Origin of the sequence: Kribbella sp. NPDC026596 (assembly GCF_040638415.1) — a bacterium.
In the GTDB taxonomy this organism is placed as follows: Bacteria; Actinomycetota; Actinomycetes; order Propionibacteriales; family Kribbellaceae; genus Kribbella.
In genome coordinates this window covers 220,871-241,373 of sequence record NZ_JBEZYF010000003.1, presented here as the reverse complement: position 1 = coordinate 241,373, position 20,503 = coordinate 220,871, and the positions used below count along the sequence as shown (strand labels likewise).

18 protein-coding genes are annotated in these 20,503 nt (G+C 66.6%); 7 read left to right on the top strand and 11 right to left on the bottom strand.

What is annotated here, in order from left to right; translation table 11 throughout:
- Positions 1-16: 16 nt before the first annotated feature.
- On the bottom strand, positions 17-1,420 hold the full coding sequence (locus AB0E63_RS03945) for an MFS transporter (RefSeq protein WP_360360941.1): 1,404 nt from the start codon (positions 1,418-1,420) through the stop codon (positions 17-19).
- Positions 1,421-1,466: 46 nt separating this feature from the next.
- Between AB0E63_RS03945 and AB0E63_RS03940 the strand changes: the two genes are divergently transcribed.
- Positions 1,467-1,901: a MarR family transcriptional regulator gene (locus AB0E63_RS03940; protein WP_360360938.1), complete on the top strand. Its 435-nt coding sequence runs from the start codon at positions 1,467-1,469 to the stop codon at positions 1,899-1,901.
- Positions 1,902-1,969: 68 nt separating this feature from the next.
- Here the strand turns inward: AB0E63_RS03940 and AB0E63_RS03935 are convergent, their stop codons facing one another.
- From AB0E63_RS03935 to AB0E63_RS03920, 4 genes are all read right to left on the bottom strand, one after another.
- Positions 1,970-3,856 carry a PQQ-binding-like beta-propeller repeat protein gene (locus AB0E63_RS03935; RefSeq protein ID WP_360360935.1) on the bottom strand — a complete coding sequence of 629 codons (1,887 nt, stop codon included), beginning with the start codon at positions 3,854-3,856 and terminating at the stop codon, positions 1,970-1,972.
- Positions 3,853-4,251: a hypothetical protein gene (locus AB0E63_RS03930; RefSeq protein ID WP_360360932.1), complete on the bottom strand. Its 399-nt coding sequence runs from the start codon at positions 4,249-4,251 to the stop codon at positions 3,853-3,855. The genes AB0E63_RS03935 and AB0E63_RS03930 overlap by 4 nt, the downstream gene beginning before the upstream one ends.
- Before the next feature lie 13 nt (positions 4,252-4,264).
- Positions 4,265-5,611, bottom strand: coding sequence for a glycosyltransferase family 2 protein (locus AB0E63_RS03925; protein WP_360360929.1), 1,347 nt, complete (start codon positions 5,609-5,611; stop codon positions 4,265-4,267).
- 316 nt (positions 5,612-5,927) lie between these two features.
- Positions 5,928-6,914 carry an NAD-dependent epimerase/dehydratase family protein gene (locus tag AB0E63_RS03920; RefSeq protein ID WP_360360926.1) on the bottom strand — a complete coding sequence of 329 codons (987 nt, stop codon included), beginning with the start codon at positions 6,912-6,914 and terminating at the stop codon, positions 5,928-5,930.
- Positions 6,915-7,016: 102 nt separating this feature from the next.
- Between AB0E63_RS03920 and AB0E63_RS03915 the strand changes: the two genes are divergently transcribed.
- From AB0E63_RS03915 to AB0E63_RS03905, 3 genes are read left to right on the top strand one after another with little or no spacing between them, the layout of a single operon-like run.
- Positions 7,017-7,772 (top strand): SDR family NAD(P)-dependent oxidoreductase, encoded by a 756-nt coding sequence (locus AB0E63_RS03915; protein ID WP_360360923.1) that lies wholly within the window; start codon positions 7,017-7,019, stop codon positions 7,770-7,772.
- Complete coding sequence (locus AB0E63_RS03910) at positions 7,762-9,237, top strand: aldehyde dehydrogenase family protein (protein ID WP_360360920.1); 1,476 nt, start codon at positions 7,762-7,764, stop codon at positions 9,235-9,237. The genes AB0E63_RS03915 and AB0E63_RS03910 overlap by 11 nt, the downstream gene beginning before the upstream one ends.
- On the top strand, positions 9,224-9,772 hold the full coding sequence (locus tag AB0E63_RS03905) for an Lrp/AsnC family transcriptional regulator (protein ID WP_360360917.1): 549 nt from the start codon (positions 9,224-9,226) through the stop codon (positions 9,770-9,772). Before AB0E63_RS03910 ends, AB0E63_RS03905 begins: the two co-directional genes overlap by 14 nt.
- On the opposite strand, the gene AB0E63_RS03900 is transcribed toward AB0E63_RS03905, so the two are convergent.
- Together AB0E63_RS03900 and AB0E63_RS03895 are read right to left on the bottom strand one after the other, a co-directional pair.
- Positions 9,769-10,671, bottom strand: a complete 903-nt coding sequence (locus AB0E63_RS03900; protein WP_360360915.1) for a pseudouridine-5'-phosphate glycosidase — start codon at positions 10,669-10,671, stop codon at positions 9,769-9,771. The genes AB0E63_RS03905 and AB0E63_RS03900 overlap by 4 nt on opposite strands.
- Positions 10,668-11,522 (bottom strand): PfkB family carbohydrate kinase, encoded by an 855-nt coding sequence (locus AB0E63_RS03895; RefSeq protein ID WP_360360989.1) that lies wholly within the window; start codon positions 11,520-11,522, stop codon positions 10,668-10,670. The genes AB0E63_RS03900 and AB0E63_RS03895 overlap by 4 nt, the downstream gene beginning before the upstream one ends.
- Before the next feature lie 116 nt (positions 11,523-11,638).
- On the opposite strand from AB0E63_RS03895, the gene AB0E63_RS03890 reads away from it, so the two are divergent.
- The 3 genes from AB0E63_RS03890 to AB0E63_RS03880 all read left to right on the top strand — a co-directional run bounded on the left by AB0E63_RS03890 (position 11,639) and on the right by AB0E63_RS03880 (position 14,706).
- The gene (locus AB0E63_RS03890) at positions 11,639-13,078 is read left to right on the top strand and encodes an alkaline phosphatase D family protein (RefSeq protein ID WP_360360912.1); all 1,440 of its coding nucleotides are present in this window, start codon (positions 11,639-11,641) and stop codon (positions 13,076-13,078) included.
- Between the two features lie 15 nt (positions 13,079-13,093).
- Positions 13,094-14,086 carry a hypothetical protein gene (locus AB0E63_RS03885; protein ID WP_360360909.1) on the top strand — a complete coding sequence of 331 codons (993 nt, stop codon included), beginning with the start codon at positions 13,094-13,096 and terminating at the stop codon, positions 14,084-14,086.
- Positions 14,087-14,232: 146 nt separating this feature from the next.
- Positions 14,233-14,706 (top strand): GNAT family N-acetyltransferase, encoded by a 474-nt coding sequence (locus AB0E63_RS03880; protein ID WP_360360907.1) that lies wholly within the window; start codon positions 14,233-14,235, stop codon positions 14,704-14,706.
- A 47-nt stretch (positions 14,707-14,753) separates the two neighbouring features.
- Here AB0E63_RS03880 and AB0E63_RS03875 read toward each other — a convergent pair whose 3' ends face one another.
- The 4 genes from AB0E63_RS03875 to AB0E63_RS03860 all read right to left on the bottom strand — a co-directional run bounded on the left by AB0E63_RS03875 (position 14,754) and on the right by AB0E63_RS03860 (position 20,460).
- The gene (locus tag AB0E63_RS03875; RefSeq protein ID WP_360360904.1) at positions 14,754-16,235 is read right to left on the bottom strand and encodes an alkaline phosphatase family protein; all 1,482 of its coding nucleotides are present in this window, start codon (positions 16,233-16,235) and stop codon (positions 14,754-14,756) included.
- A gap of 132 nt (positions 16,236-16,367) precedes the next feature.
- Positions 16,368-17,963 carry a DHA2 family efflux MFS transporter permease subunit gene (locus tag AB0E63_RS03870; RefSeq protein ID WP_360360901.1) on the bottom strand — a complete coding sequence of 532 codons (1,596 nt, stop codon included), beginning with the start codon at positions 17,961-17,963 and terminating at the stop codon, positions 16,368-16,370.
- A gap of 79 nt (positions 17,964-18,042) precedes the next feature.
- Positions 18,043-19,530 carry an aldehyde dehydrogenase gene (locus AB0E63_RS03865; RefSeq protein WP_360360898.1) on the bottom strand — a complete coding sequence of 496 codons (1,488 nt, stop codon included), beginning with the start codon at positions 19,528-19,530 and terminating at the stop codon, positions 18,043-18,045.
- Positions 19,531-19,590: 60 nt separating this feature from the next.
- Complete coding sequence (locus AB0E63_RS03860) at positions 19,591-20,460, bottom strand: hypothetical protein (protein WP_360360895.1); 870 nt, start codon at positions 20,458-20,460, stop codon at positions 19,591-19,593.
- Positions 20,461-20,503 lie beyond the last annotated feature (43 nt).

Genomic DNA, 20,503 nt, shown 5'->3' with positions numbered 1-20,503 from the left:
CGTCCTGCTACGTGGGCTACCAGGTTCCGCGGTGGTCGGGAACCAGCAGGGTGAGCGGGATCATCAGCACCAGGATGGCCGCGAAGACGACGAAGCTGTAGGCCTGCGCCGTACCGCTGCTGCTGGAGTGGGTCAGGATCGTCGTGGTGATCGAGACCGCGACGATCCCACCCGACTGACGGAACATCCCGCGCAGGCCGGCGATCGCGGAGATCTGGTCCGGGGCGAGTTGCAGGCTGGCGTTGTTCGAGGCGGGGATGGACAGGCCCATCCCGATGCCGGTGATCCCCGCCGCCATCGCCAGCCAGGCGTACGGCGTGAGTCCGTGCGGAGGCAGCGACATCACGGTCATCCCGACCGCGACCAGTACGAAGCCACCGATCATCGGGGCCCGATACCCGGTACGGCGAAGCGCGAACACCGCCAGACCGGCGACGCAGATCATCCCGACGGCCCGCGCGGTGAGCAGTGTCCCGGCCTGGAGTGGCTGGATCCCGTACCGCGATTCGGCGTACAGCGGGACGAGTGCGCCGAAGCCCAGCATGGCTGCGCCGAAGAGGAAGTTGATGGTGTTCATCGCCCCGAAGCCGTGGCCGCGCAGCAGGCTGAGCGGGATGAACGGCGCCACGTGCCGGTTCGCGTGCCGGACGAACAGGAAGCCGAGCGTCAGGGCGATCACCATGGCCGCGATGAACAGCGGATCGGTCGGTTCTGCGCCGCTGCCGCCGAGCGAGCTGATCCCGTACATGCCGAACAGCATGGTCAGCGCCAGCAGGAGGGCGCCGACTCCGTCCACCCGAGAGGCGGCCTTCGGCGCGCTGCTCGGGATGAAGCGCAGGCCCAGCGCGATCAGCAGCAGACCGATCGGCACGTTCACGACGAAGATCTCACGCCAGGACCAGTAGGTGACGATGATGCCGCCGATGATCGGGCCGATGATGCCGCCGATCGGGAAGATCGAGGTGAACATGCCGATCGCCCGGTCCCGGTCGCGGCCGAACTGTTCGGCGACGATGCCGGTGGCGGTCGGCATGAACGCGCCGCCGCCGATCGCCTGCAAGGCGCGGAACACCACCAGGAGGTAGATGTTGTCGGCCAGGCTGCAGCACAGCGAGGCGATGGTGAACAGGGCGGCCGCGCCGAGGAAGACCTTCTTGCGCCCGAACTGGTCGCCGAGCCGGCCGGCCAAAGGCATCACGATGATCTGGCCGAGCGCGTAGATGGTGATCGTCCAGCCGCTCCAGGTCAGCTCGGCGTTCAGGTCGCCGCGGATGGCGTTGAGCGCGGTCGCGACTATGGTCTGATCGATCGAAGCCATCAGCAGGGCGATCGCGACGATGCCGAAGACGAGCCGGCGATGGGCCAGTGGTTCGTCACCGGCCGGCTCGGTGATCACTGGGGTGGCACTCGACGGTTCCATCGATGAACAGACTACATTGCTTGCTGGCAGGCAATAAAGGGGTGACATGACTGACACCGAGACGTTGAGCAAGCTCCGTGGGGTGATCTCCAAGCTGGCCCGGGAGCTCAACGCCACGGCGACCGACGAGGGCCTGACCCCGACCCAGGCCTCCGTCCTCGGCCTGATCGCCTTCCGCGGCCCGCTCGGCCTGACCGAGCTGGCTCAACTCGAGGGGCTCAACCCCACCATGCTCTCCCGGGTGGTCGGCAGACTCACCGAGCTCGGCCTGATCCAGCGCGACCCCAACCCGGACGACCTCCGCGCGGTCCAGGTCGAGGCAACCGACGCGGGCCGGCAGCTCCACGAACGCGTCAAACTCCTTCGCACCGAAGCCCTCGGCTCCTGCCTCGACCAGCTCCCCGAAAAGTCCGCCCGAACCATCATCGAAGCCCTCCCAGCCCTCGACGAACTAGCCCAGTCCCTCCGCACCAGCCGCTGAGCCGCGTCACACTCCCGTACGTCTCGATGGTCCGGCAGCCGGCGCGTAGGCCTCGCCGGCTGTGGTGATCATGGGCCTGCGCCGTCGGAGGCCCGGATAGCGTAGACCCGGTGGTCGAGGCTGCCCACGATGACGAATCCTGATGTCAGGACGGGGGAAGAGTCGTCAATCGGGCCCCGGGCGGCGAACGTCCAGCGCTCGTCACCGGTGACGGTGTCGATGGCGTGAAGGTGGCGGTCCCGGCTGCCGACGTAAACTGTGTCGCCGTCGACTGCGGGGGTTGAACGGATGACGTTTCCTGTGGGATGCCGCCAGCTCAGTCGGCCCGTCGACGCGGAGATGGCGTAAAGATTCGAATCGTCGCTGCCCACGTAGAGCACGTCATTGTCCAGCACCGGGCTGGAGACGATGCCGCCTTCAGCACGGAATTGCCAGATCCATGCGCCAGTGCGCGTGTCGAGTGCGTAGAGGCTCTGATCGTCCGAGCCGATCCACATTGTCGTACCGGACACCGCAGCCGAGCAGTCGACGGTAAGCGACGTCGTGTAATACCACTTTCGACGCCCGGTCGCCGCATCGAGAGCGTAGACCCTGTGATCCCGGCATCCGACATAGACAGTCCCGCGGTCCACTACGGGGGACGAATTGAACCAGTCTCCTCCAGTGAACCGCCAGCGTTGTGTACCGGTGGCCGCACCGAGGGCATAGACGTTATGGTCCCGGCTGCCGATATACACCGTGCCGCCCCACACTGCAGGAGACGAGTGGATGACGGCCTTCGTCGCGAAGGTCCACCGCTCCTGTCCGCTGGCAGCGTCGAGGGCATGCACCCTGCCGTCATTGCAGCCGACATATACAACACCGTCGGCCACCGCGGGGGATGAGGTGATAGCGCCGTCTGCTGTGAAATGCCAGCGTGGAGCGCCTGTCATGACATCGAGTGCATAGAGGTTCCGGTCATTGCTACCGATGAACACGGTGCCGTCGGCGATCGCGGGCGACGAGTAGATCTCCCCGTCGGTTTCGAAGAACCACGGCCGGAGCCGATCGTCGGACATCAGTTGTCGCACCCTCAACGCTCCCGCTCCAGCCGCAACTACTGCCGTACTTCCGGCAGCGCGCAAGAGAGTGCGGCGCGACAGGCGACGACGAAGGACGGGCGCTGGGGAAGGGATGAGGGCGACGGGCGGCAAAGGGGCCTCATCGTGTGAGCGAGGGTTGCGTGCGACGACGATGCGCCCTTGGACATCCCACTGCCATTTGCCGGCCTGCTGTTGAGGGGCTACCTCGCGCATTCGCTCGTCGACGTAGTCATAGAGTTCGTCGATGTCGACGAAGCCGTCATCGTTGCGGTCCGCTGCTCCAGTACGCAGTCCCGCCACGACGAGTTCGGTGAACACAGACAGCGGCCTGTCGCCGGCCGCTCTGTCACCTTCGAACGAAAACTGCATCGCGTCCGATGCCGTGAGCACAGCGCGACCTCGCGCGGCGAAGCGCTCTGGGGTGTGTATGGCCGTATCTGCCTTGGCGGTGCGGCTGGTCGCGAACGCGCCGCTGTAGCAACAGTCGAGTACGAGCACATTGCAGCGCGAACGGGAGCGCTCCATGGCCTCATGGAGGAATGTCGCGGCCAGTGACGTCGCGCGGAGGTAGCGGCGTTCCGTGTCGGCCGTAGCAAAGTAGAGCTTGCCGTGTTCGTCCTTGAGACCGTGCCCGGTGAAGTAGAACAACAGCATGTCGTCGAGCCTGCGCTCGGAGAAGAAGGCCTCCACGCTCCGAGCCACCGAGTGGGCGGACTGGTTCACGCATTGTTCGACCGCGAAGCAGCCGATGGCCGGATCCGCCAGCACTTGCCTTAGCGCCTCGACGTCCTCGGCCGGGGACGCGAGCTCCGCGAGGCCCGGATCGGTGAATCGGTAGTTCGCCACAAGGAGGGCGAAACGACCGCCGGTCATCCGCTGTCCGAATGGCCGGCCACGAACGTCTCCAGCAGCCGCAGGCGCTCCTCCGGCGTCGCGCCCTCGATGCGGAATTGCTCGTCGTCGATCTTGATGTCGACCACAACGTGCTGCGGCTGCCGCAGCAGCCAATCGTGAACTAGGTTGATGATGGTTGTGAAGACCCCGCCAGACGCGCTGAAGGTGAGCAGTATCGTCGATAACGTCAAGGCGTCGGCCTTCGAGCCGACCGGTGGTGGCCCGCCATCGGCGAAGTCGGCTCTGTCGACGTCGAGCTGCCCTAGCTCCATGTACAGCCGCTGTGCCAGTTCGGCGCGCTCGGCTTCGTCAGTCTCGTCAGGCAGGGCAACGTCGAGCGAAAGTCTGCGCAGCCCGATCGGTTCTGTGGTCATGGTGTTTCCTTTCTCAGAGTGGTTTCGCGATGACGGTGAACCGTGCGTCTCGTCGTAGACAGAGCAGGACTCCCCGGACCATCCCGATGCCCTCCCACAGAACGAAGAGTGGGATGAAGGCGAGGAGCTGGATCGCTTCGCTGACGCGGGTCCGGGTGTCCACCGAGGAGTGCACATTGATCCGGTACCCCTCCCAGTAGAGCCACCAGGTGAACGCCCCGTTCACGGCCCAGACAGGTATGACTGCCGCCGCCACTGGGCAGGTGGCGCCGCTGCTGAGCGCCAGACCAAGCGCTAGCACGACCGCCGGGTGTTGAATGGGGCAGCAAAGCCACACCAGCACGTTGTGCAGGAGCGGCAGTCGCTGGCGTACCGGGATCCCGCCGTTGCATGCCAGCCTGAGTAGTCCGGCCACCCATCGTTCGCGCTGGCGCAGGAAGTCGCGCGTAGTGGCGGGGGACGCGCCGTAGGAGCGGCCCATAAACCATCCACTACGCCCGGGATACCGTTCACTGAAGCGCAACGCGAACTCGGCATCTTCAACCGTTGAAGACGGGCCGAAGTCCCACCCGATAGCGGCCTCGACCGACGCCCGAACCAGCAGCAATTCGCCGTGTAGCCCGCATCGGGGGGTGCCGAGCCCTGTACCGGCGGCAAAGAGGCTGACATCGCAGGCAGGACGGATCGCATCGGCCAGCCAGACCCAGTGGTTGCTCGCATGCTCCCGCGGGAAGGCCAATACACCTTGGGCCAGGTGTAGTCCGGCTGTACCCGCCGCGTGCTGGTCACTCACAAAGCGGGCGAGATCGGCGACAGTGTCCTCGCCGACACCGGTGTCATCGTCCATGTGCAGGACCCAAACGTCGTCGCGCGTCTCGCCCGACTTGATCCGCGCCAGGTTTGCGAAGTGGTTGGCGCGGGCCTTGAACCGCGTCCCGCGTGCTGTGCGGAAGGTGGCCGGAATCTCGACGATGCGCACGTTGTCGTATCGTCCGGCGAGCAGCGAGATCGCGCTCCGCGCGGCGCAGCCCTCCTCGATGATGACGTCGATGCGGATCTGTGCGAAGGCATTCGGAAGATGCCGGCAGCATGACGTGACAACACGATCAAGAGCGGGAAGGACGTCGGCCCTCCCGATCGTCGGGATCGCCACGATCAGTAGATTCCTGACGAGTTCCGGCAGCGGGGCTGCCGCAGGATGGCGTCGCGTCAGCACGCCGCCGAGAAGTCCTCTGATCGTGACTGCGGTTGGCAGTGACCAAACGATGGTCGTGTACCAGGCGAGGAAGCCAGATTCATGGTCGCCCTCGGATTTGATCAGGACTGCCAGGATAATGAAGAAAGGCAGCAGAAAGGACATGATGCCTGGTCTCACGGCCCGGACGTGTCGGCGCCGTGTGGTGACCGGCGCAGCGGACGACATCGGAGTACCCCAATCACGAGCGAAGTTATCTATACGGACAGCCTTCGATCGTGCGTTGATACGCCGTGCGTGGAATCAGGGCCCGACTGCAGAGAAAGTGAGAAAACGCGCCGTGTCACCGGGAGGAGTTGAAGGATTGTTTCAGTGTTCGAGGAGCGACACGCACCTCAACCACGAACTGGAGCTCAACACGCGAGCGGTAGGAGAAGTTGGCGCCTGAGCTCGGCACGGCAGTACGCCGACGGGTGGCGGATCAGCCTGTGTAGCGGGTGATGAGGGTGTTCATGGCTTCGTTGATGGCGGGGTCTATGCGGTGGCGGGTGGGGTCTTCGTCGTGCCAGGCGATGATTTCGCGGGCGCCGGTTTCGAAGGGGATGGTGGCGACGTAGTCGGGGACGACCTGGCGGAGTTTGCTGTTGTCGAAGACTGCCGAGTGGGTCTTGTCGCCGAGGAGGCCGTCGCCCCAGTCCTGATGTACGGCGGCGATGGCGTCTGACGGGACGTGGACGATCTGTGCTGTCGTGCCGGCCGCGGTGGCGAGCGCATTCGCGATCTGGTCCCAGGTGAGCACGTCGTCGGAGGTGATCTGGAAGGTGTCGCCGAGCGTCCGTGGGTGGCCGAGCAGGGGGACCAGTCCGCGGGCGAAGTCGCGGTGGTGCGTCAGCGTCCACAACGAGGTGCCGTCGCCATGGACCACGATGGGTTGGCCGCGGCGCATCCGTTCGACGATCGTCCAGCCACCGTCGAACGGCACCAGGGTGCGGTCATAGGTGTGCGAGGGCCGCACGATTGTGACCGGGTAACCCTCCTCGCGGTACAGGGTGGTGAGGAGGTCTTCGCAGGCGATCTTGTTGCGTGAGTACTGCCAGAACGGGTTGCGCAACGGCGTCGACTCGGTGATCGGCAGCCGGGCCGGTGGCGTCTGGTACGCCGACGCGGAGCTGATGAACACGTATTGGCCGACATGTCCGCGCAGCGCGTCGGTGCGAGCCCGCACCTGATCGGGCGTGAACGCGACCCAGTCGACCACGACATCGAAGTCCTGACCGGCGAGAGCGGCCAAGGATGCCTTGTCCTCGATATCGGCGGTGATCTGCTTCGCCTCCGGCGGGAGCGGGCGGATCGAGGTCTTGCCCCGGTTGGCGACCGTGAGGTCGAGTCCCAGCTCGACTGCTCGCCAGGAGCAGGCCGAGCTGATGATCCCGGTCCCACCGAGAAAGAGAACGCGCAAGCCACTCATTCGAACAACTCCTCGGGGAGTTAGCTGTAAGGTCGGTGACATTCAGAACTTGGAGAATGATAACAGCTGAGCCATCCTGAGCTTACAGATGGAAGGATCTTGATGAGCAGTCTCGAGGGTCGTGTTGTCCTGATCACCGGCGCCGGTGGTGGTATCGGCTCGGCGACCGCTCGTACGGTCGTGGCCGAGGGCGCACATGCGCTGGTTCACGACATCTCGGAGTCGGCGCTCGCCGCTGTCGCCAAGGAACTCGGTGACAGCGCCACGGTCCTGGTCGCCGACCTCACCGACCTGGCGGCGGTCAAGGAGCTGTGGGACGACGCTTGGGCCGTCAAGGGGCGGGTGGACGTCCTGGTCAACAACGCCGGCGCCTATCCGCCGGCTCCGCTGGACGCACCCCTCGACGAATGGCTCAAGGTCTGGGACTTCTCGCTCGACCTGCATCTCAAGGCGCCCGCGGTCCTGTGCCGTGAGGCGGTGGCGGCGTACGCCGGACTGGACCGGGGCGGGATCATCATCAATCTGGCGTCGCGTGCTGCGTTCCGCGGTGAGGACGCGGAGTACTGGCACTACGCGGCGGCCAAGGCCGGGGTGGTTGCGATGACGCGCACGATCGCACGCCAACACGGTCGTCACGGCGTGACCGCCTTCGCCGTCGCTCCCGGGTATGTCGACACCGACTTGAACGCGGACTTCCGTGACACGGTCGGCGTCGAGGTCGCCGCGGAGCAGACCGGCCTGGGGGAGGTCGCACAACCGCAGGACGTTGCCAACATCATCGCGTTCCTGGCGTCCGGTTTGGCCAAGCACGCGACGGGCACCACCATCGACGTGAACGGAGCGTCGTATGTCCGTTGACACCGGACTGGCACGAATGGACGCGGATCTGTTCGTCAACGGATCGTGGACCGCGGGCAAGGCCGGGAAGCTCGACAACGTTGACCCAGGCAACGGTCTGACCGTCGGTGCCGTGTCGCTGGCCGGCGTCGACCAGGTCGCCGAGGCGATCACTGCTGCCGAGCTGGCGTTCCCAGCTTGGTCGGCCACGCCGGCCGTTGATCGAGGCAACATTCTCCGGTGTGCGGCGGGACTGCTTGCGGATCGAGCCGAGGAGGCCGTGGCGACGATCCTCCTGGAGACCGGCAAGACAGAGGCTGACGCCCGCGGCGAGATCGGCCGTGCCATGGAGACGCTGCGCTGGAACGGCGAACAGGCCGGTCGGGTGCAGGCCACGATGTTTCCGGGCGTCGTGGCTGGTTCACGCCGTACGTCGGTGCCGACCGCGCTCGGCCCGGTCGCGGTGATCACGGCCTGGAACTTTCCGGCGGTCCTGGCCACGCGCAAGCTCGGTGCTGCGCTCGCGGCCGGCTGCACGGTGGTGTTCAAGGCGTCGGAGTTCGCTCCGGCCACGGCGCGACTCGTCGTCGAGGTGCTGGTTGACGCGGGCCTTCCGGCGGGAGTGGTGAATCTGGTCTTCGGTGATCCGCGGGCGGTGTCGGAACAGTTGACCTCGTCCTCGTCGATCAAGGCTTTGTCGTTCACCGGGTCGACCGCGGTCGGGAAGGCGTTGGCCGCGCAGGCGGCACCGAACTTGATCCGCACCGTACTGGAGTTGGGCGGGCATGCTCCGGTGCTGGTGATGGATGACGCCGACGTGGACCACGTGATCGCTACGACCGCGGCCGCCAAGTTCGGTTCCGCCGGTCAGTCATGTGTCGCGCCCTCGAGGTACTTCGTTCATGAGTCCCGCTACCGGGAGTTCGTCGACAAGCTCACGGCCAAGGCTGGGTCTTACGTTCTTGGGCATGGCACCGAGGAGGGAGTCACGCTCGGCGCGGTGGCACATCAGGGACGTGTGGACGCGTTGGTCCGCCTCGCCGGCGATGCTGCCGATCATGGGGCCGTCATGACCACCGGCGGCAAACAAGCAGACCGTGACGGGTTCTACTTCGAGCCGACAGTCGTCGCCGGGCTCCCGCTGGACTCGACGGCCCTGATCCTCTCGGAGGAGCCGTTCGGTCCCATCGCCACCGTCTCATCGTTCAGCTCGGTGGACGAGGCGATCGATGCAGCCAATGCGTCTCCCTATTCGTTCGCGGCGTACCTGTTCACCAACAGCATGGACGTGCGCGACGAGGTCGTCGGCCGGCTGAACGCCTCGAACATTGGCGTCAACCAGTTGGCTCCGTCGCTGCCCGACGTACCGCTGGGTGGTCTGGGCAACTCCGGCTACGGCTACGAAGGCGGAATCGAAGGCATCCTCGCCTTTACCCAACTTCGTCTCATCTCCGAGACCGCGGGAGAATCTCATGCTCGCCGATAATCACTCCTCCTTGGCGCACGTCCGCGACGTGGTCGCGACGACGCGCGAACCGTACGTGCTCGACGCGATCGACCTTGCCCTGTTGAAGATCCTGGTCGCAGACTGCCGTACGTCGCAGCGCCAGATCGCCACCATGCTCGGAGTGTCCGCGCCGACCGTCGGCGAGCGGATGGCGCGGCTGGAGCGCAAGGGCGTCATCACCGGATACAGCGCCCAGGTCGACTGGTCGGTCGTCGGCTACGGCCAGGTCGTGTTCCTCTCCATCGAAGCAGGCCCGGGGTACGACGTCGCCGCGATCATGGCCGCACTCTGGAAACTGGCGGAGGTCGAAGACGTCACTCTGGTCACCGGGGAGCTCGATCTCCTGATCCGGATGCGGGTCCGGGACTACGGCGAGCTCAGGACGATTCTGATGGAGCAGGTCTGGCGGATTCCTGGCATTCAGCGGACGGCGACCCTGCTGTCCGTGGCCGACATGCCGGCGAAGGACTTCGGGGCCGCTCTCCTTGACAAGATCGAGCAGGCAGCCGACTAGCCTGCGGCGAGTGTGACGGCGATCCGGGCCGCGAGGTCCGCGTTGTTCCGGGCCAGCGCGAGGTTGGCTGGGATGCTCTCGCCGTCCGTCTCCTTCTCGATCCTGGCGAGGACGTACGGCGTGACCGCGGGTCCCGCGACTCCGGCACGGGCGCTGGCCTCCAACGCGGCCGTGAGTACGGCGTTGATGCGCGACGCCGGAATCTCGTCGGCGACGGGAATCGGAACAGTCAGCAGGACGCCGGTAGCCGGCCGCGCGCGGAAGCGGAGAACGTCACAGACCACTCGCTCGTCGTCGACCCGGTGCGGAATCGGCAGACCACTCGACCGCGTGTAGAAAGCCGGGAACCAGTCGTGCTGCCAGCCCAGGACCGGTACGCCGGCGGTCTCGAGATACTCGAGTGTTCGCGGTAGGTCGAGGAACGCCTTGGCGCCGGCGCTGACGGTGATGACCGGGTGGTTGGCGATCGCGTCGAGGTCGGCCGAGATGTCGCCGCTCAGTTCTGATCCGCGGTGGACACCGCCGATGCCGCCGGTGGCGAACACCGAGATGCCGGCGGCGTGGGCCAAGGCGACCGTCGCCGAGACCGTGGTGACGCCGACGTCCCATCTTTGTGCCTGCGCCACTGCCAGGTCGCGTTCGGCGACCTTGCGAGTGCCCTGCAGCACGCGCTTCTCCTCGTCCGATGAGAGACCGACATGTGGCCGGCCGTCGAGGATCGCGGTCACGGCCGGGGTGGCGCCTTGGTCGAGGACTGCTTGCTTACAGAGTTCGAGTGCGTCGGCGTTCGCCGGGGCGGGCAGTCCGAGATTCGAGAAGATCGTCGACTCTAGCGCGACGACCGCGCGACCTGCGGCCAGCGCTCGCGCCACGTCGTCGGACAAGCTGGGATCAATCACACACCGGCTCCGTTCTCATCGAGGGTGGCACCAGGTTCGCTGAGAACCCGCCGGGCAAGCTTATGGCCGGCTTCGACCGCCTCGACGGCGTCGGCTTCCGCGAGTACGGCGGTCAGGAAGCCCGCGGCGAACGCATCGCCGGCACCCGTCGTGTCACGCACTTTCTCCACCGGGGGTACCTGGACGGTTGCCGACCTCTTGCCGTCGGCATGAATCTCGGTGGGCTCCACGCCGTTCTTGACCACAACCGTCGTACCGGCGAGGTCTCGCAAAGAGCCGACATCGGCTTCGATCCCGTTCGCGAAGACGTACGTCGGCCGCAGTGTTCTGATCAACTCACGGAACCGCGCAGGTCCGACAGAATCGATCAGCGCAATCGAGGACGCATCGATGGTCAGGATCGCCCCTTCGGCCCGTGCGATCTCCGACGCCCGACGAAGGACGGACAGCGACGGCCCGGTCAGCGAGTACGCCGAGAGGTGGACAGCACCCGCGCCGGACAGCCAGGGATCAGGTACGTCGGCCAGTTGAGCCGCGGCCCCTCGGTCGGGATACATCGTGCGCTCTCCGTCGGCACCTACGAGAATCACGATCGTCCCGGTCCTCCCGTGCCTCTGCACCCTCGCATCAACACCGGCCCTGACCAGGTCCCGCACCAATGCCTCGCCCGCGGAGTCGTCTCCGACCCGCCCGACGAACCGAACCGGTGTCCCGAGACTGCTCGCAAACGCAGCAACATTGGACGCCGCACCCCCACGCGCCCGGCGAACCCGCGCCGGGTTGTCCGTCCCAGCCCGCGTCGCACCAGTCGACCAGACGACGACGTCTTCAACGAGGTCACCGACGCACACAAGAGTTCGACGATGCTGAGCTGTCACAGCCCGAAGGGTAGCTGGACGTCGAGCTATTCCGGCGGCCCGTCCGCGGTGCCATGCTGAGCCGGGGATTACAGACGCGAGGGGGGCTCGTGTACGGCACTGTGGAGCTGCATGCACTCGCGCCGGCGACTCGTGGGGGCCATCGACTGTGGGTCGGCGTTTTCGATGCCGAGGCGCCGGACAGTCTCGAGTGGAGGCTGAACGGAAATCCGGTTCCAGCCGGTGACGTCCGCGAGATCAGGGCTTTGACCAAGGTTCCGATGCCGGATGTGGTCACGCAGACCGGAGTGTTCGAGCTGCCTGCCTCGGTCGGCGATCACCCGCTCCCGGACACCGTTCAGGTGACCGCAGTCTGGCCCGGTCGTCGCGAGGAGAGCCCGCCGCTGACGACGCGCGTACTTCCTGATGAGCTGCCGACGGGACTCGGCGAGACGTTCAACGTCCTGGCGGTGTCGTGCTTCTACGAGCCCGGCGACTCCGCCGGCAAGGCCGGCGCCCTGGTGGAGTCCCTGAGCCGTGACGACGCCACGCGACCGGACCTGGTGATTGCCATGGGGGACCAGGTGTACCTGGACAACCCGTACCTCAAGGCGCAGACCTTGTACACCGAGGCGGCACTCGCCAAGGCCTTCGAGGTCAAGTACCGGAAGAACTGGCAGGGCACGGGATTCGCACAGATCCTGAACGCGGCTCCGGTCGCGTCGATCCCCGACGACCACGAGTACTGGAACAACTATCCGCAGCCGAGCATCGGCTGGCCGGCGACGATGTTCGATGCCAGCCGCAACAACTGGGAGCGGGCTGCCCACGAGATGTTCGACGCGTACCAGCTGGCGGAGACCGGCAGGTACACGTACCGCATCGACGTGCCGCCGCTGTCATTCTTCCTGCTCGACAATCGGACGTTCCGGACGGTCAGCAAGCGCGGCGCCCCGGGAAGCAGCACCCTTGCTGACGATCTCCTGCGATTCGATGCCTGGATCGACGAGGTGATCGCGAGCCGGGACCTGCTGCCGGTTCTGATCACCGGACCATCGCTGTTCCAGCCGGCGAAGGGCCTGTTCGAGAAGTACATGGATCTGAATCTGGCGAATCTGACGGACTATCCCCACATCATGCGGGGTCTGATGAAACTGTCCAGCCAAGGTCGCCAACCGCTGGCGCTGACCGGCGACGTCCACTACGGCCGCGTCATTTCCGCAACGCATTGGACCGGCAACCAGGATCGGCCGTGGAGCAAGCTGTACGAGGTGATCTCGTCTCCGACGTCCCTGGTCGCCATGAGCTCCCGGTCCGAGGCCAAGAAGCCGGACCGGTACTTCCACGTGGAAGGTACGGCGGACCTGTTGGACACCGCCATGCAGTGGCCGGTCAGGGACCCCGGCAAGATGGGGGATCACGTCGCACTGCTGAAGTTCGGCCGGACCCAGACCGGCGTGGACGTGGACACCCAGTACTGGATGATCAACGAACCAGGCCGATCCATGAACCCGATCAACGCGCCGCGCTTCAAGCTGCGCCGCATCTAGTGCCAGGGAGACCTCATGCTTACTGTTCGCGGCTCCGCAGCCCTCGACCCGGTCGAGCAGTTCCAGTGGGCGGCCCGCGCCGCGGACGAGGACAACCTCGACTGGGTACGCCGTCAACTGGATGCCCTGGGCCACGATCCGAAGAAGGGGCCGAAGGCAACCTGGCTGCTGCTACTGGGTGGCACCAGCATCTATGACTTCCGGCTGCGAGTCGCCCAATCGCACCTGCGGCACGACATGACCCCGAGTCACTGGTCACACGCCGCGCTGATCTCCACGGTTCAGACCAGGATCGGCGACAGCCGGCTGCTGGAGACGTCACTGGATCCACAAGAAGGGTTCCAGATGCCGTCGATGTACAACGGCGTGCAGGGCGCGACGCTCGACCGGTACGGCGATCCCGAGCAGTTCCCGAACATCGCCCTGATCAGAGTGCCCGTTGAGCCCGACAAGTGGCTGGGCGATGTGGAGAACCAGAAGTCGATCCTCGGCCAGTTCGCCGAACAGCGCGTCGTGGTCGACGTACCCAGCCTGATCCTGGAGTGGCTCGGGTTCGTCTGGGGTGCCGGGGCGGCCGGCAATCCGATCCTGAACGGTCACGGGATCCCGTCCGCGGCGGTGATCGAATCGCTCATCGGCGCCGCCGGGTACGACTTGTGTCCCGGGCTGGACAGCGCTGCCAGTTCGCCGGAGGCCTTCTGGCAAACGGCCAAATGGTGGCAGGCCAGCGTCGAGGCGCTGAACCTCGAGCCGCTGCAGACCCGCTACTTCACCTACGGTCGCGGCTTCGCTGACTCGGACGCCAAGCCACCGACCCGCAAGCGCGCCCCTGCCAAGAAGGGAGCCGCGGCCAAGAAGGCCACCGCGGCCAAGAAGACGACGGCACGCAAGACAGCGGCTTCCCCGCAGAGCGAAGCCCCGGACATCGCTGAGGTGATCCGCACCCCGGCGCCGCCCCTCTTCGTCCAAACGTCCAGCTTCACGCGCGACCTGTTCCGACGCCAATAGGCTGTTGCCGGGTGTGGTTTCAGATCCGCGCGTGATGGAGGTATGCGAAGGTGACGCTCGATGTGCGGCCCCTCAATCCGGAGACGTGGCCTGCGTTCGCTCGGTTGGTGGAGGCCAACAACGGGGTTTGGGGTGGGTGCTGGTGTATGGGGTTCCACGTCAAGCTGGGGAAGGACCGGACCGCCGCGCAGAACCGGGCTGAGAAGGAGCAGCGGGTTCGTGAGGGCAGTACGCATGCAGCCTTGGTGTTCGACGGGGATCAGTGTTTGGGGTGGTGTCAGTTCGGGTCGGCCGAAGAGTTGCCGGAGATCAAGAGTCGGCGGCTGTATGAGAAGGGTTTGACTGCTTTGCCGGACTGGCGCGTGACCTGCTTCTTCACCGGTAAGGGCGGCCGGCGCCGGGGTGTCGCGAACGCGGCGCTTGGAGGGGCGCTCGCTGAGATCGCCCGGCTGGGCGGAGGCACGGTCGAGGGCTATCCGGAGGAAACCGACGACCGCAAAGTCTCGGGGTCGTTCTTGCACACCGGGCCGATGGCTGCCTTCGAGAACCACGGCTTCACCCTGACCCGGCCGATCTCACCCCATCGCTGGGTCGTCACCCGCACCGTCGCCCCAGCCTGATGCGTCAGGCTCGAGCGACGGCGTCCGTACGGATGACTGCAGTGAGGTCAGCCGGCGTGCGGGCGGTGTCCCGGCTCCTGGCGGGGGACCGCCTGCTGGCTGCCGGGGATGGTCGGCAGTGGCAGCTGGGAGGCCTGGTACTGCGCAAGGCTGTACTGGCCCGTGGTGTCGGGAAGCGTGGGCGCGTGCTTCGAGTCGCCGAAGCGGAATGCTCCGGTCAGGTCGCCGACGGTCTCACGGCGCCAGTCGCTGATGTTGGTCTCCTTCACACCGGTGATTCGCTCCAGCAAGCGCAGCTGTGAGGTGTGGTCGGAGGTCTCGGAGAAGACGTAGCCGCCGGTCGTCCACGGCGAGACGATGATGCACGGGACCCGGAAGCCCAGTCCGACCGGCAGGCCGCCGCCGTCCACGCCGGTGTTGGAGGTCTTGAAGACGAACTCGTCCGGCGTACCGGGCTTGGGGGTCGGCGGTACGACGTGGTCGAACATGCCGTCGTTCTCGTCGTAGGAGAGGATGAAGACCGTCTTGGCCCAGACCTCGGGGTTGGCGGCGATGGCGTCGATCTTGCCGGCCACGAACGTCGCGCCGGCCGCGGGAAGGGCGGCCGGGTGCTCGTCGAAGCCCGACGGCGGGAGGATCCAGCTCACGGTGGGGAGCTGGTCGTTCATCGCGTCGTACTCGAACTGGCCCATCGGCTGGGTGACCATGCCGTTGTCGTAGAGCGGGTCACCCGGCTTGGCGCTGCCGAACTGCTTCCACTTGGTGATCGACGCCGCGCCGGTCTGGCCGCCGGGCTGGCGGTAGACCTTCCAGCTGACGCCGGCCTTCTGCAGCCGCTCGGGGTACGTCGTCCAGCTGAACTGGTTCGCCGGGCCACCAGTGGTCAGGGATGGTCCGCCGGCCAGGCCGTTCGGGTCGAGCGTGCCCGACATCCACATGTGCCGGTTCGGGGCGGTCGGCCCGAGGACGGAGCAGTGGTACCCGTCGAGGATGGTGAACGCCTCGGCGAGGGCGAACTGGAACGGGATGTCCTCGCGGGTGAAGTACCCCATGGTGTACTGGCCGTCGATGGCGCCGTCGGACGCCATGTGCGCGGGCACCCAGTTGTCGTTCTTGCCGCCGTTCAGCGCCTCGTGCTGCACGGTCCACTCGTGGCTCATCGACGGGATCGCCTGGGCGGCGGTGATCTTGGTGTTCAGCCGGTAGGGCAGCAGGTAGCCGTCCGGGTTGGATGGGTCCGGCTGGTAGAAGACGTTCCGGCCGTTGGGCAGCCGCCGGACGTGCGGGTCGCTGAAGCCGCGCACACCGGACAGCGTCCCGTAGTAGTGGTCGAAGCTGCGGTTCTCCTGCATGAGCATGACGACGTGCTTGATGTCCTGCAGTCCACCGTGCTTCGGCGGCGGGGCCGCGAGCGCCGTACGTACGTTCGGCGGCAACGCGAGCGAGGTCGCGGCCAGGCCGGCGGCCGCGCCGGTGCCGAGCAGCCGACGCCGGCTGATGCCGGTGGGCACGTCGGAGGAGTCGTTCATGGATCCTCATTTCCGCATGACGGGGGCGCCGATCATTCGGCGCTTCGCCACAGTCCGCCTGCTACGTAGCAAACGGCCGATACGCGGATGACATCCGGACGAACGTCCGACGACCAGCGGCCCGCGCCGAGGTCAGTCGACCACCGCGGGTGGCACGTCGTCGAGGAGGTGTGACTCCTCGCGTTTGCGGGGGAGCATGAGGGCCGGGATCAGAGTGAGTGCCACCAGCACCCAGGCGACCCAGAAGGTGTGTGCGAACGCCTCGGCGGCGTCGACCAGCCCGCGCACGATCGCGGCGGGGTCGATATGGAGCGGCGCGAGGCTGATCGGGTGGGTGTTGGCCAGGATCGCGGCCTGGGTCTCGCGCAGGCCCCCGTCCAGCCCGGGGACGTTCTCCGTCCCGGGGATGATCGGCGAGTCGTTGAGCTGGTTGGTGAGGATGACCGACATCGTCGCGACGCCGCAGGACGAGGCGATCTGCTGGGTGATGTTGAGCAGGGTGGACCCCCGCGCGACCTGCGGGCCGGCGAGCGTCTTCAGCGCCGAGGTGAACAACGGCATCATCGTGGCGCCCATCCCGAAGCCCATCACGACCAGCATGCAGATGATCAGGGGGTACGGCGTCGTGGCCGTGAGCTGGGTCAGGCCGAACATGCCGATGACGATCAGCACCAGCCCGACGGGCACGATCCGGCCCACCGGCACCTTGTCCACGAGTCTCCCGGCGATCGGCATGGTCACCATGGCGCCGAGTCCCTGCGGCGCCACCAGGAGACCTGCCTGCAGGGTGGACTCGCCGCGGATCTCCTGGAAGTAGGTCGGCACCAGGAGGAGCCCGCCGAAGAACGCCGCGGCGAACAGGAACATCGTGATGATCGAGACGGTGAGGTTGCGGTTGCGGAACAGCCGCAGGTCGAGCAAGGGGTGCTCCGGCCGGAAGGAGTGCCAGACGAACGCCCCCATCAACAGCACTCCGACCAGCATCGAGACCCACACCCGTGGCGCACCGAAGTCACCGCCCTCGGCGGGCAGGGAGGACACTCCGAAGAGGAACAGGGCGAGACCGGGGGACATCAGTACCACTCCGAGGACGTCCAGCGACTCCGACCGGTGCGGGGTGTCCTTGGCCAGCGCGTACCAGGCGTAGACCAGCGCGATCACGCCGAGCGGCACGTTGATGAGGAAGATCCAGTGCCAGCTCGCCACCTGGATGAGCCAGCCGCCCAGGATCGGGCCCAGGATCGGGCCGAGCAGCATCGGCACGCCGAGGATGGCCATCAGCCGCCCCATCCGGTGTGGCCCCGCGGCCCTGGTCATGATCGTCATGCCCAGCGGCATCAGCATGCCGCCACCCAGTCCCTGCAGGACCCGGAAGCCGATGAGCATGTTGATGCTCGTCGCGGTGGCACACAGGGCGGATCCGGCGGTGAAGAGGAAGATCGCCATCATGTAGAGCCGCTTGGTGCCGAACCGGTCGGCCGCCCAGCCGGTCAGTGGAATCACGGTCGCGAGCGCGAGCGTGTACGCCGTGACCGTCCAGGCGACATGCGCGTAGGTGACTGGGTTCTCCGGCGTGCCGAACTCGATCTGGAAGGTCGGCAGGGCGACGTTGACCACTGTGATGTCGAGGATCGACATGACAGCGCCCAACACGACGACGCCGGCGATCTTCAGTACGGCGGCATCGATGTGGTCGGGGTAGTCGGACTGGGTCGATGGCTGGCTCATCTTCTGCTCCCCCTGAGCACGAATCAGGTCCCTGCCGAGACTACGCGCGAATCCGGCGCGGGCACGAGCAGATTCTTGATCAGCCGAGTTTGAACGGGTCTCGGGTGGCGCCGGTGAGTTCGACCCAGACGGACTTCACCTCGGTGTACTCGTGGACCGCGTCGATCCCGTTCTCACGGCCCATTCCGCTCGCACCGAAGCCGCCGAACGGGACGTTGGGCGCGACAACTCGGTAGGCGTTGATCCAGACGTTTCCGGCCCGTAGCCGCGCAGCGACCCGATGTGCTCGGTGCACGTCCTTCGTCCACACGGCACCGGCCAGCCCGTACGGCGTGTCGTTGGCGAGGCCGAGCGCCTCGTCCTCGTCGCGGAACGTGTACACGGACAGCACCGGCCCGAAGATCTCCTCGCGTACGACGGTGTGCTCCTTCGTCACACCCGTGAGTACGGTCGGCCGGACGAAGAGCCCGCCGTGGTCCTCGTCGGGACCGCCACCACAGGCGACCACGGCCCCTTCCTTCCGCGCTGTCTCCAAGTAGCCGAGCACCTTCTCGTACTGCGGTGTGTTCGCTGCCGGTCCCATCTCGGTGTCCTCGTCGTTGGGGTCCCCGAGCCGGATCCGGTCGGCACGCTCGACGATGAGACCGACCAGTTCGTCGTGCACACTCTCGTGCACGATCAGGCGTGATCCGGCCATGCAGGTCTGGCCGGTCGCGGCGAAGACACCGGCGATGACGCCGTTGGCCACCGCCGGGAGGTCCGCGTCGGGGAACACCACCTGAGCTGACTTCCCGCCGAGCTCGAGCGTCACGCGGTTGAGATTCGCCCCGGCGGCCTGGGCCACGGCGGCTCCGGTCGCGGTCGACCCGGTGAAGGCGACCTTGTTGACGCCGGGGTGCCCGGCCAGCGAGGCGCCGACCGACCGGTCCAGCCCGCAGACGACGTTGAACACGCCGGGCGGGAATCCGGCTTCGTGAACGAGTTCGGCGAAGGCCAGGGTCGAGGCGGGGGAGTGTTCGGACGGCTTCACGACGAAGGTGCACCCGGCCGCGAGTGCGGTGGCGAGCTTGAAGGTCATCAGCAGCAATGGTGAGTTCCACGGCGTGATGGCTGCTACGACGCCGGCCGGCTCTCGTCGGGTGTAGACGAAGTAGTTGTCCCGGTCCGAGGGGATGGTGCGTCCCTCGATCTTGTCGGCGAGCCCGGAGAAGTAGTAGTACCACTCGGGCAGGTACTGCATCTGCCCGATCATCTCGCGGTAGAGCTTGCCGGAGTCGGCCACCTCGAGCCGGGCCAGTCGCTCCGCGTTGGCCGCGATGACGTCCCCGAGCCGTTGAAGCAGCCGCGCCCTCTTGAAACCGGTCATCCCGCCCCACGGACCCTCGAGCGCGTCCCTCGCGGCTTGAACGGCCCGGTTGACATCCTCGACCGTCCCATCCGGAACGATCGCCCAGTCCTTGCCGGTGTAGGGATTGTTCGAGGCGAAGGTCGCTCCCGACAGGGCGTCCACGAACTCTCCGCCGATATACATCTGGAACCGCTGCAGATCGATCGTCGCACTGGTCATCGCTGCTCCCGGTCGTCGTACGCCATCCCTCCGGACGTTAGATCACCACCGGCACAACGGCTACGTCGTGCGTTGGAGGTCGGGCTGGGTGAGGTCGCCGTGCCGGGACAGGCGCAGGGCGCCGACCACCGCGAGGACGAAACCCAGGGCCGCGACGTATCCCCAGCCGGGCCGGGGCCGGTCGCCCAGCATGAGTACGCCGACCAGCGCGGGTGCGACCGTCTCACCGATCACCAGCGGTGCCGTCGCCTGCGTCACGCTGCCGCGTTGCAGGGCGGTCGAGTAGGCGAGGAGCGCGACCCCGCCGGCGAGGATCAGCGCATAGATCGACGGATCGGTCAGCAACGTGCCGAGATCGCTCAAGAGTGTGTCGAGACGGACCGAGCCGGGCAGCACCCGGGCTGCCACCGCGACCGCGCCGTACGCAAGGCCGGCGAGTGCGCCGAGGGCGGCGGCGCCACGGGCGCCGTCGATCCGGCCCAGCGGCACTGCCAGCACTCCGAGCGCGACGGCTGCCACCAGCACGCCCCAGCGTTCCGCCTCGCTGACCGTGACCGAACGGTCCTCCGCCGCGGACAGACCGACCAGGACCAGTCCGGCGATGACGAGCAGCAGGGCGATCCAGTCGGACCGGCGCAGCGGCATGTGCAGAAAGATCGCGCCGAGAACCGCGGTGACCGCCAGGAAGCTCGCCACGATCGACTGCACAACGAACAGCGGCAGTGACCTCAACGCGGCAATGGACAGCAGGAATGCAAAGCCGTCGAACCCGATTCCCAGGAGGTATCGCCATGAGCCAAACAATCGAATGAGCAACCGTGGATCGAGACCCTCCACGGATTGCGTACGGCGGGCGGCGACAGCCTGCAGTATCGAGCCCACGCCGTAGCAGACGGCGGCCCCGAAAGCTCCCAGCAGACCGGCGATCATAGGCCGAGGCTACGCCGTACGGCGGTCACCGACCGTGTCCGTA

Coding starts and splice junctions, on each gene's coding strand:
- AB0E63_RS03945 (WP_360360941.1), bottom strand. CDS start 1,420: ATGGAACCGTCGAGTGCCACCCCAGTGATCACCGAGCCGGCCGGTGAC.
- AB0E63_RS03940 (WP_360360938.1), top strand. CDS start 1,467: ATGACTGACACCGAGACGTTGAGCAAGCTCCGTGGGGTGATCTCCAAG.
- AB0E63_RS03935 (WP_360360935.1), bottom strand. CDS start 3,856: ATGACCGGCGGTCGTTTCGCCCTCCTTGTGGCGAACTACCGATTCACC.
- AB0E63_RS03930 (WP_360360932.1), bottom strand. CDS start 4,251: ATGACCACAGAACCGATCGGGCTGCGCAGACTTTCGCTCGACGTTGCC.
- AB0E63_RS03925 (WP_360360929.1), bottom strand. CDS start 5,611: ATGTCCTTTCTGCTGCCTTTCTTCATTATCCTGGCAGTCCTGATCAAA.
- AB0E63_RS03920 (WP_360360926.1), bottom strand. CDS start 6,914: ATGAGTGGCTTGCGCGTTCTCTTTCTCGGTGGGACCGGGATCATCAGC.
- AB0E63_RS03915 (WP_360360923.1), top strand. CDS start 7,017: ATGAGCAGTCTCGAGGGTCGTGTTGTCCTGATCACCGGCGCCGGTGGT.
- AB0E63_RS03910 (WP_360360920.1), top strand. CDS start 7,762: ATGTCCGTTGACACCGGACTGGCACGAATGGACGCGGATCTGTTCGTC.
- AB0E63_RS03905 (WP_360360917.1), top strand. CDS start 9,224: ATGCTCGCCGATAATCACTCCTCCTTGGCGCACGTCCGCGACGTGGTC.
- AB0E63_RS03885 (WP_360360909.1), top strand. CDS start 13,094: ATGCTTACTGTTCGCGGCTCCGCAGCCCTCGACCCGGTCGAGCAGTTC.
- AB0E63_RS03880 (WP_360360907.1), top strand. CDS start 14,233: ATGGGGTTCCACGTCAAGCTGGGGAAGGACCGGACCGCCGCGCAGAAC.
- AB0E63_RS03875 (WP_360360904.1), bottom strand. CDS start 16,235: ATGAACGACTCCTCCGACGTGCCCACCGGCATCAGCCGGCGTCGGCTG.
- AB0E63_RS03870 (WP_360360901.1), bottom strand. CDS start 17,963: ATGAGCCAGCCATCGACCCAGTCCGACTACCCCGACCACATCGATGCC.
- AB0E63_RS03865 (WP_360360898.1), bottom strand. CDS start 19,530: ATGACCAGTGCGACGATCGATCTGCAGCGGTTCCAGATGTATATCGGC.
- AB0E63_RS03860 (WP_360360895.1), bottom strand. CDS start 20,460: ATGATCGCCGGTCTGCTGGGAGCTTTCGGGGCCGCCGTCTGCTACGGC.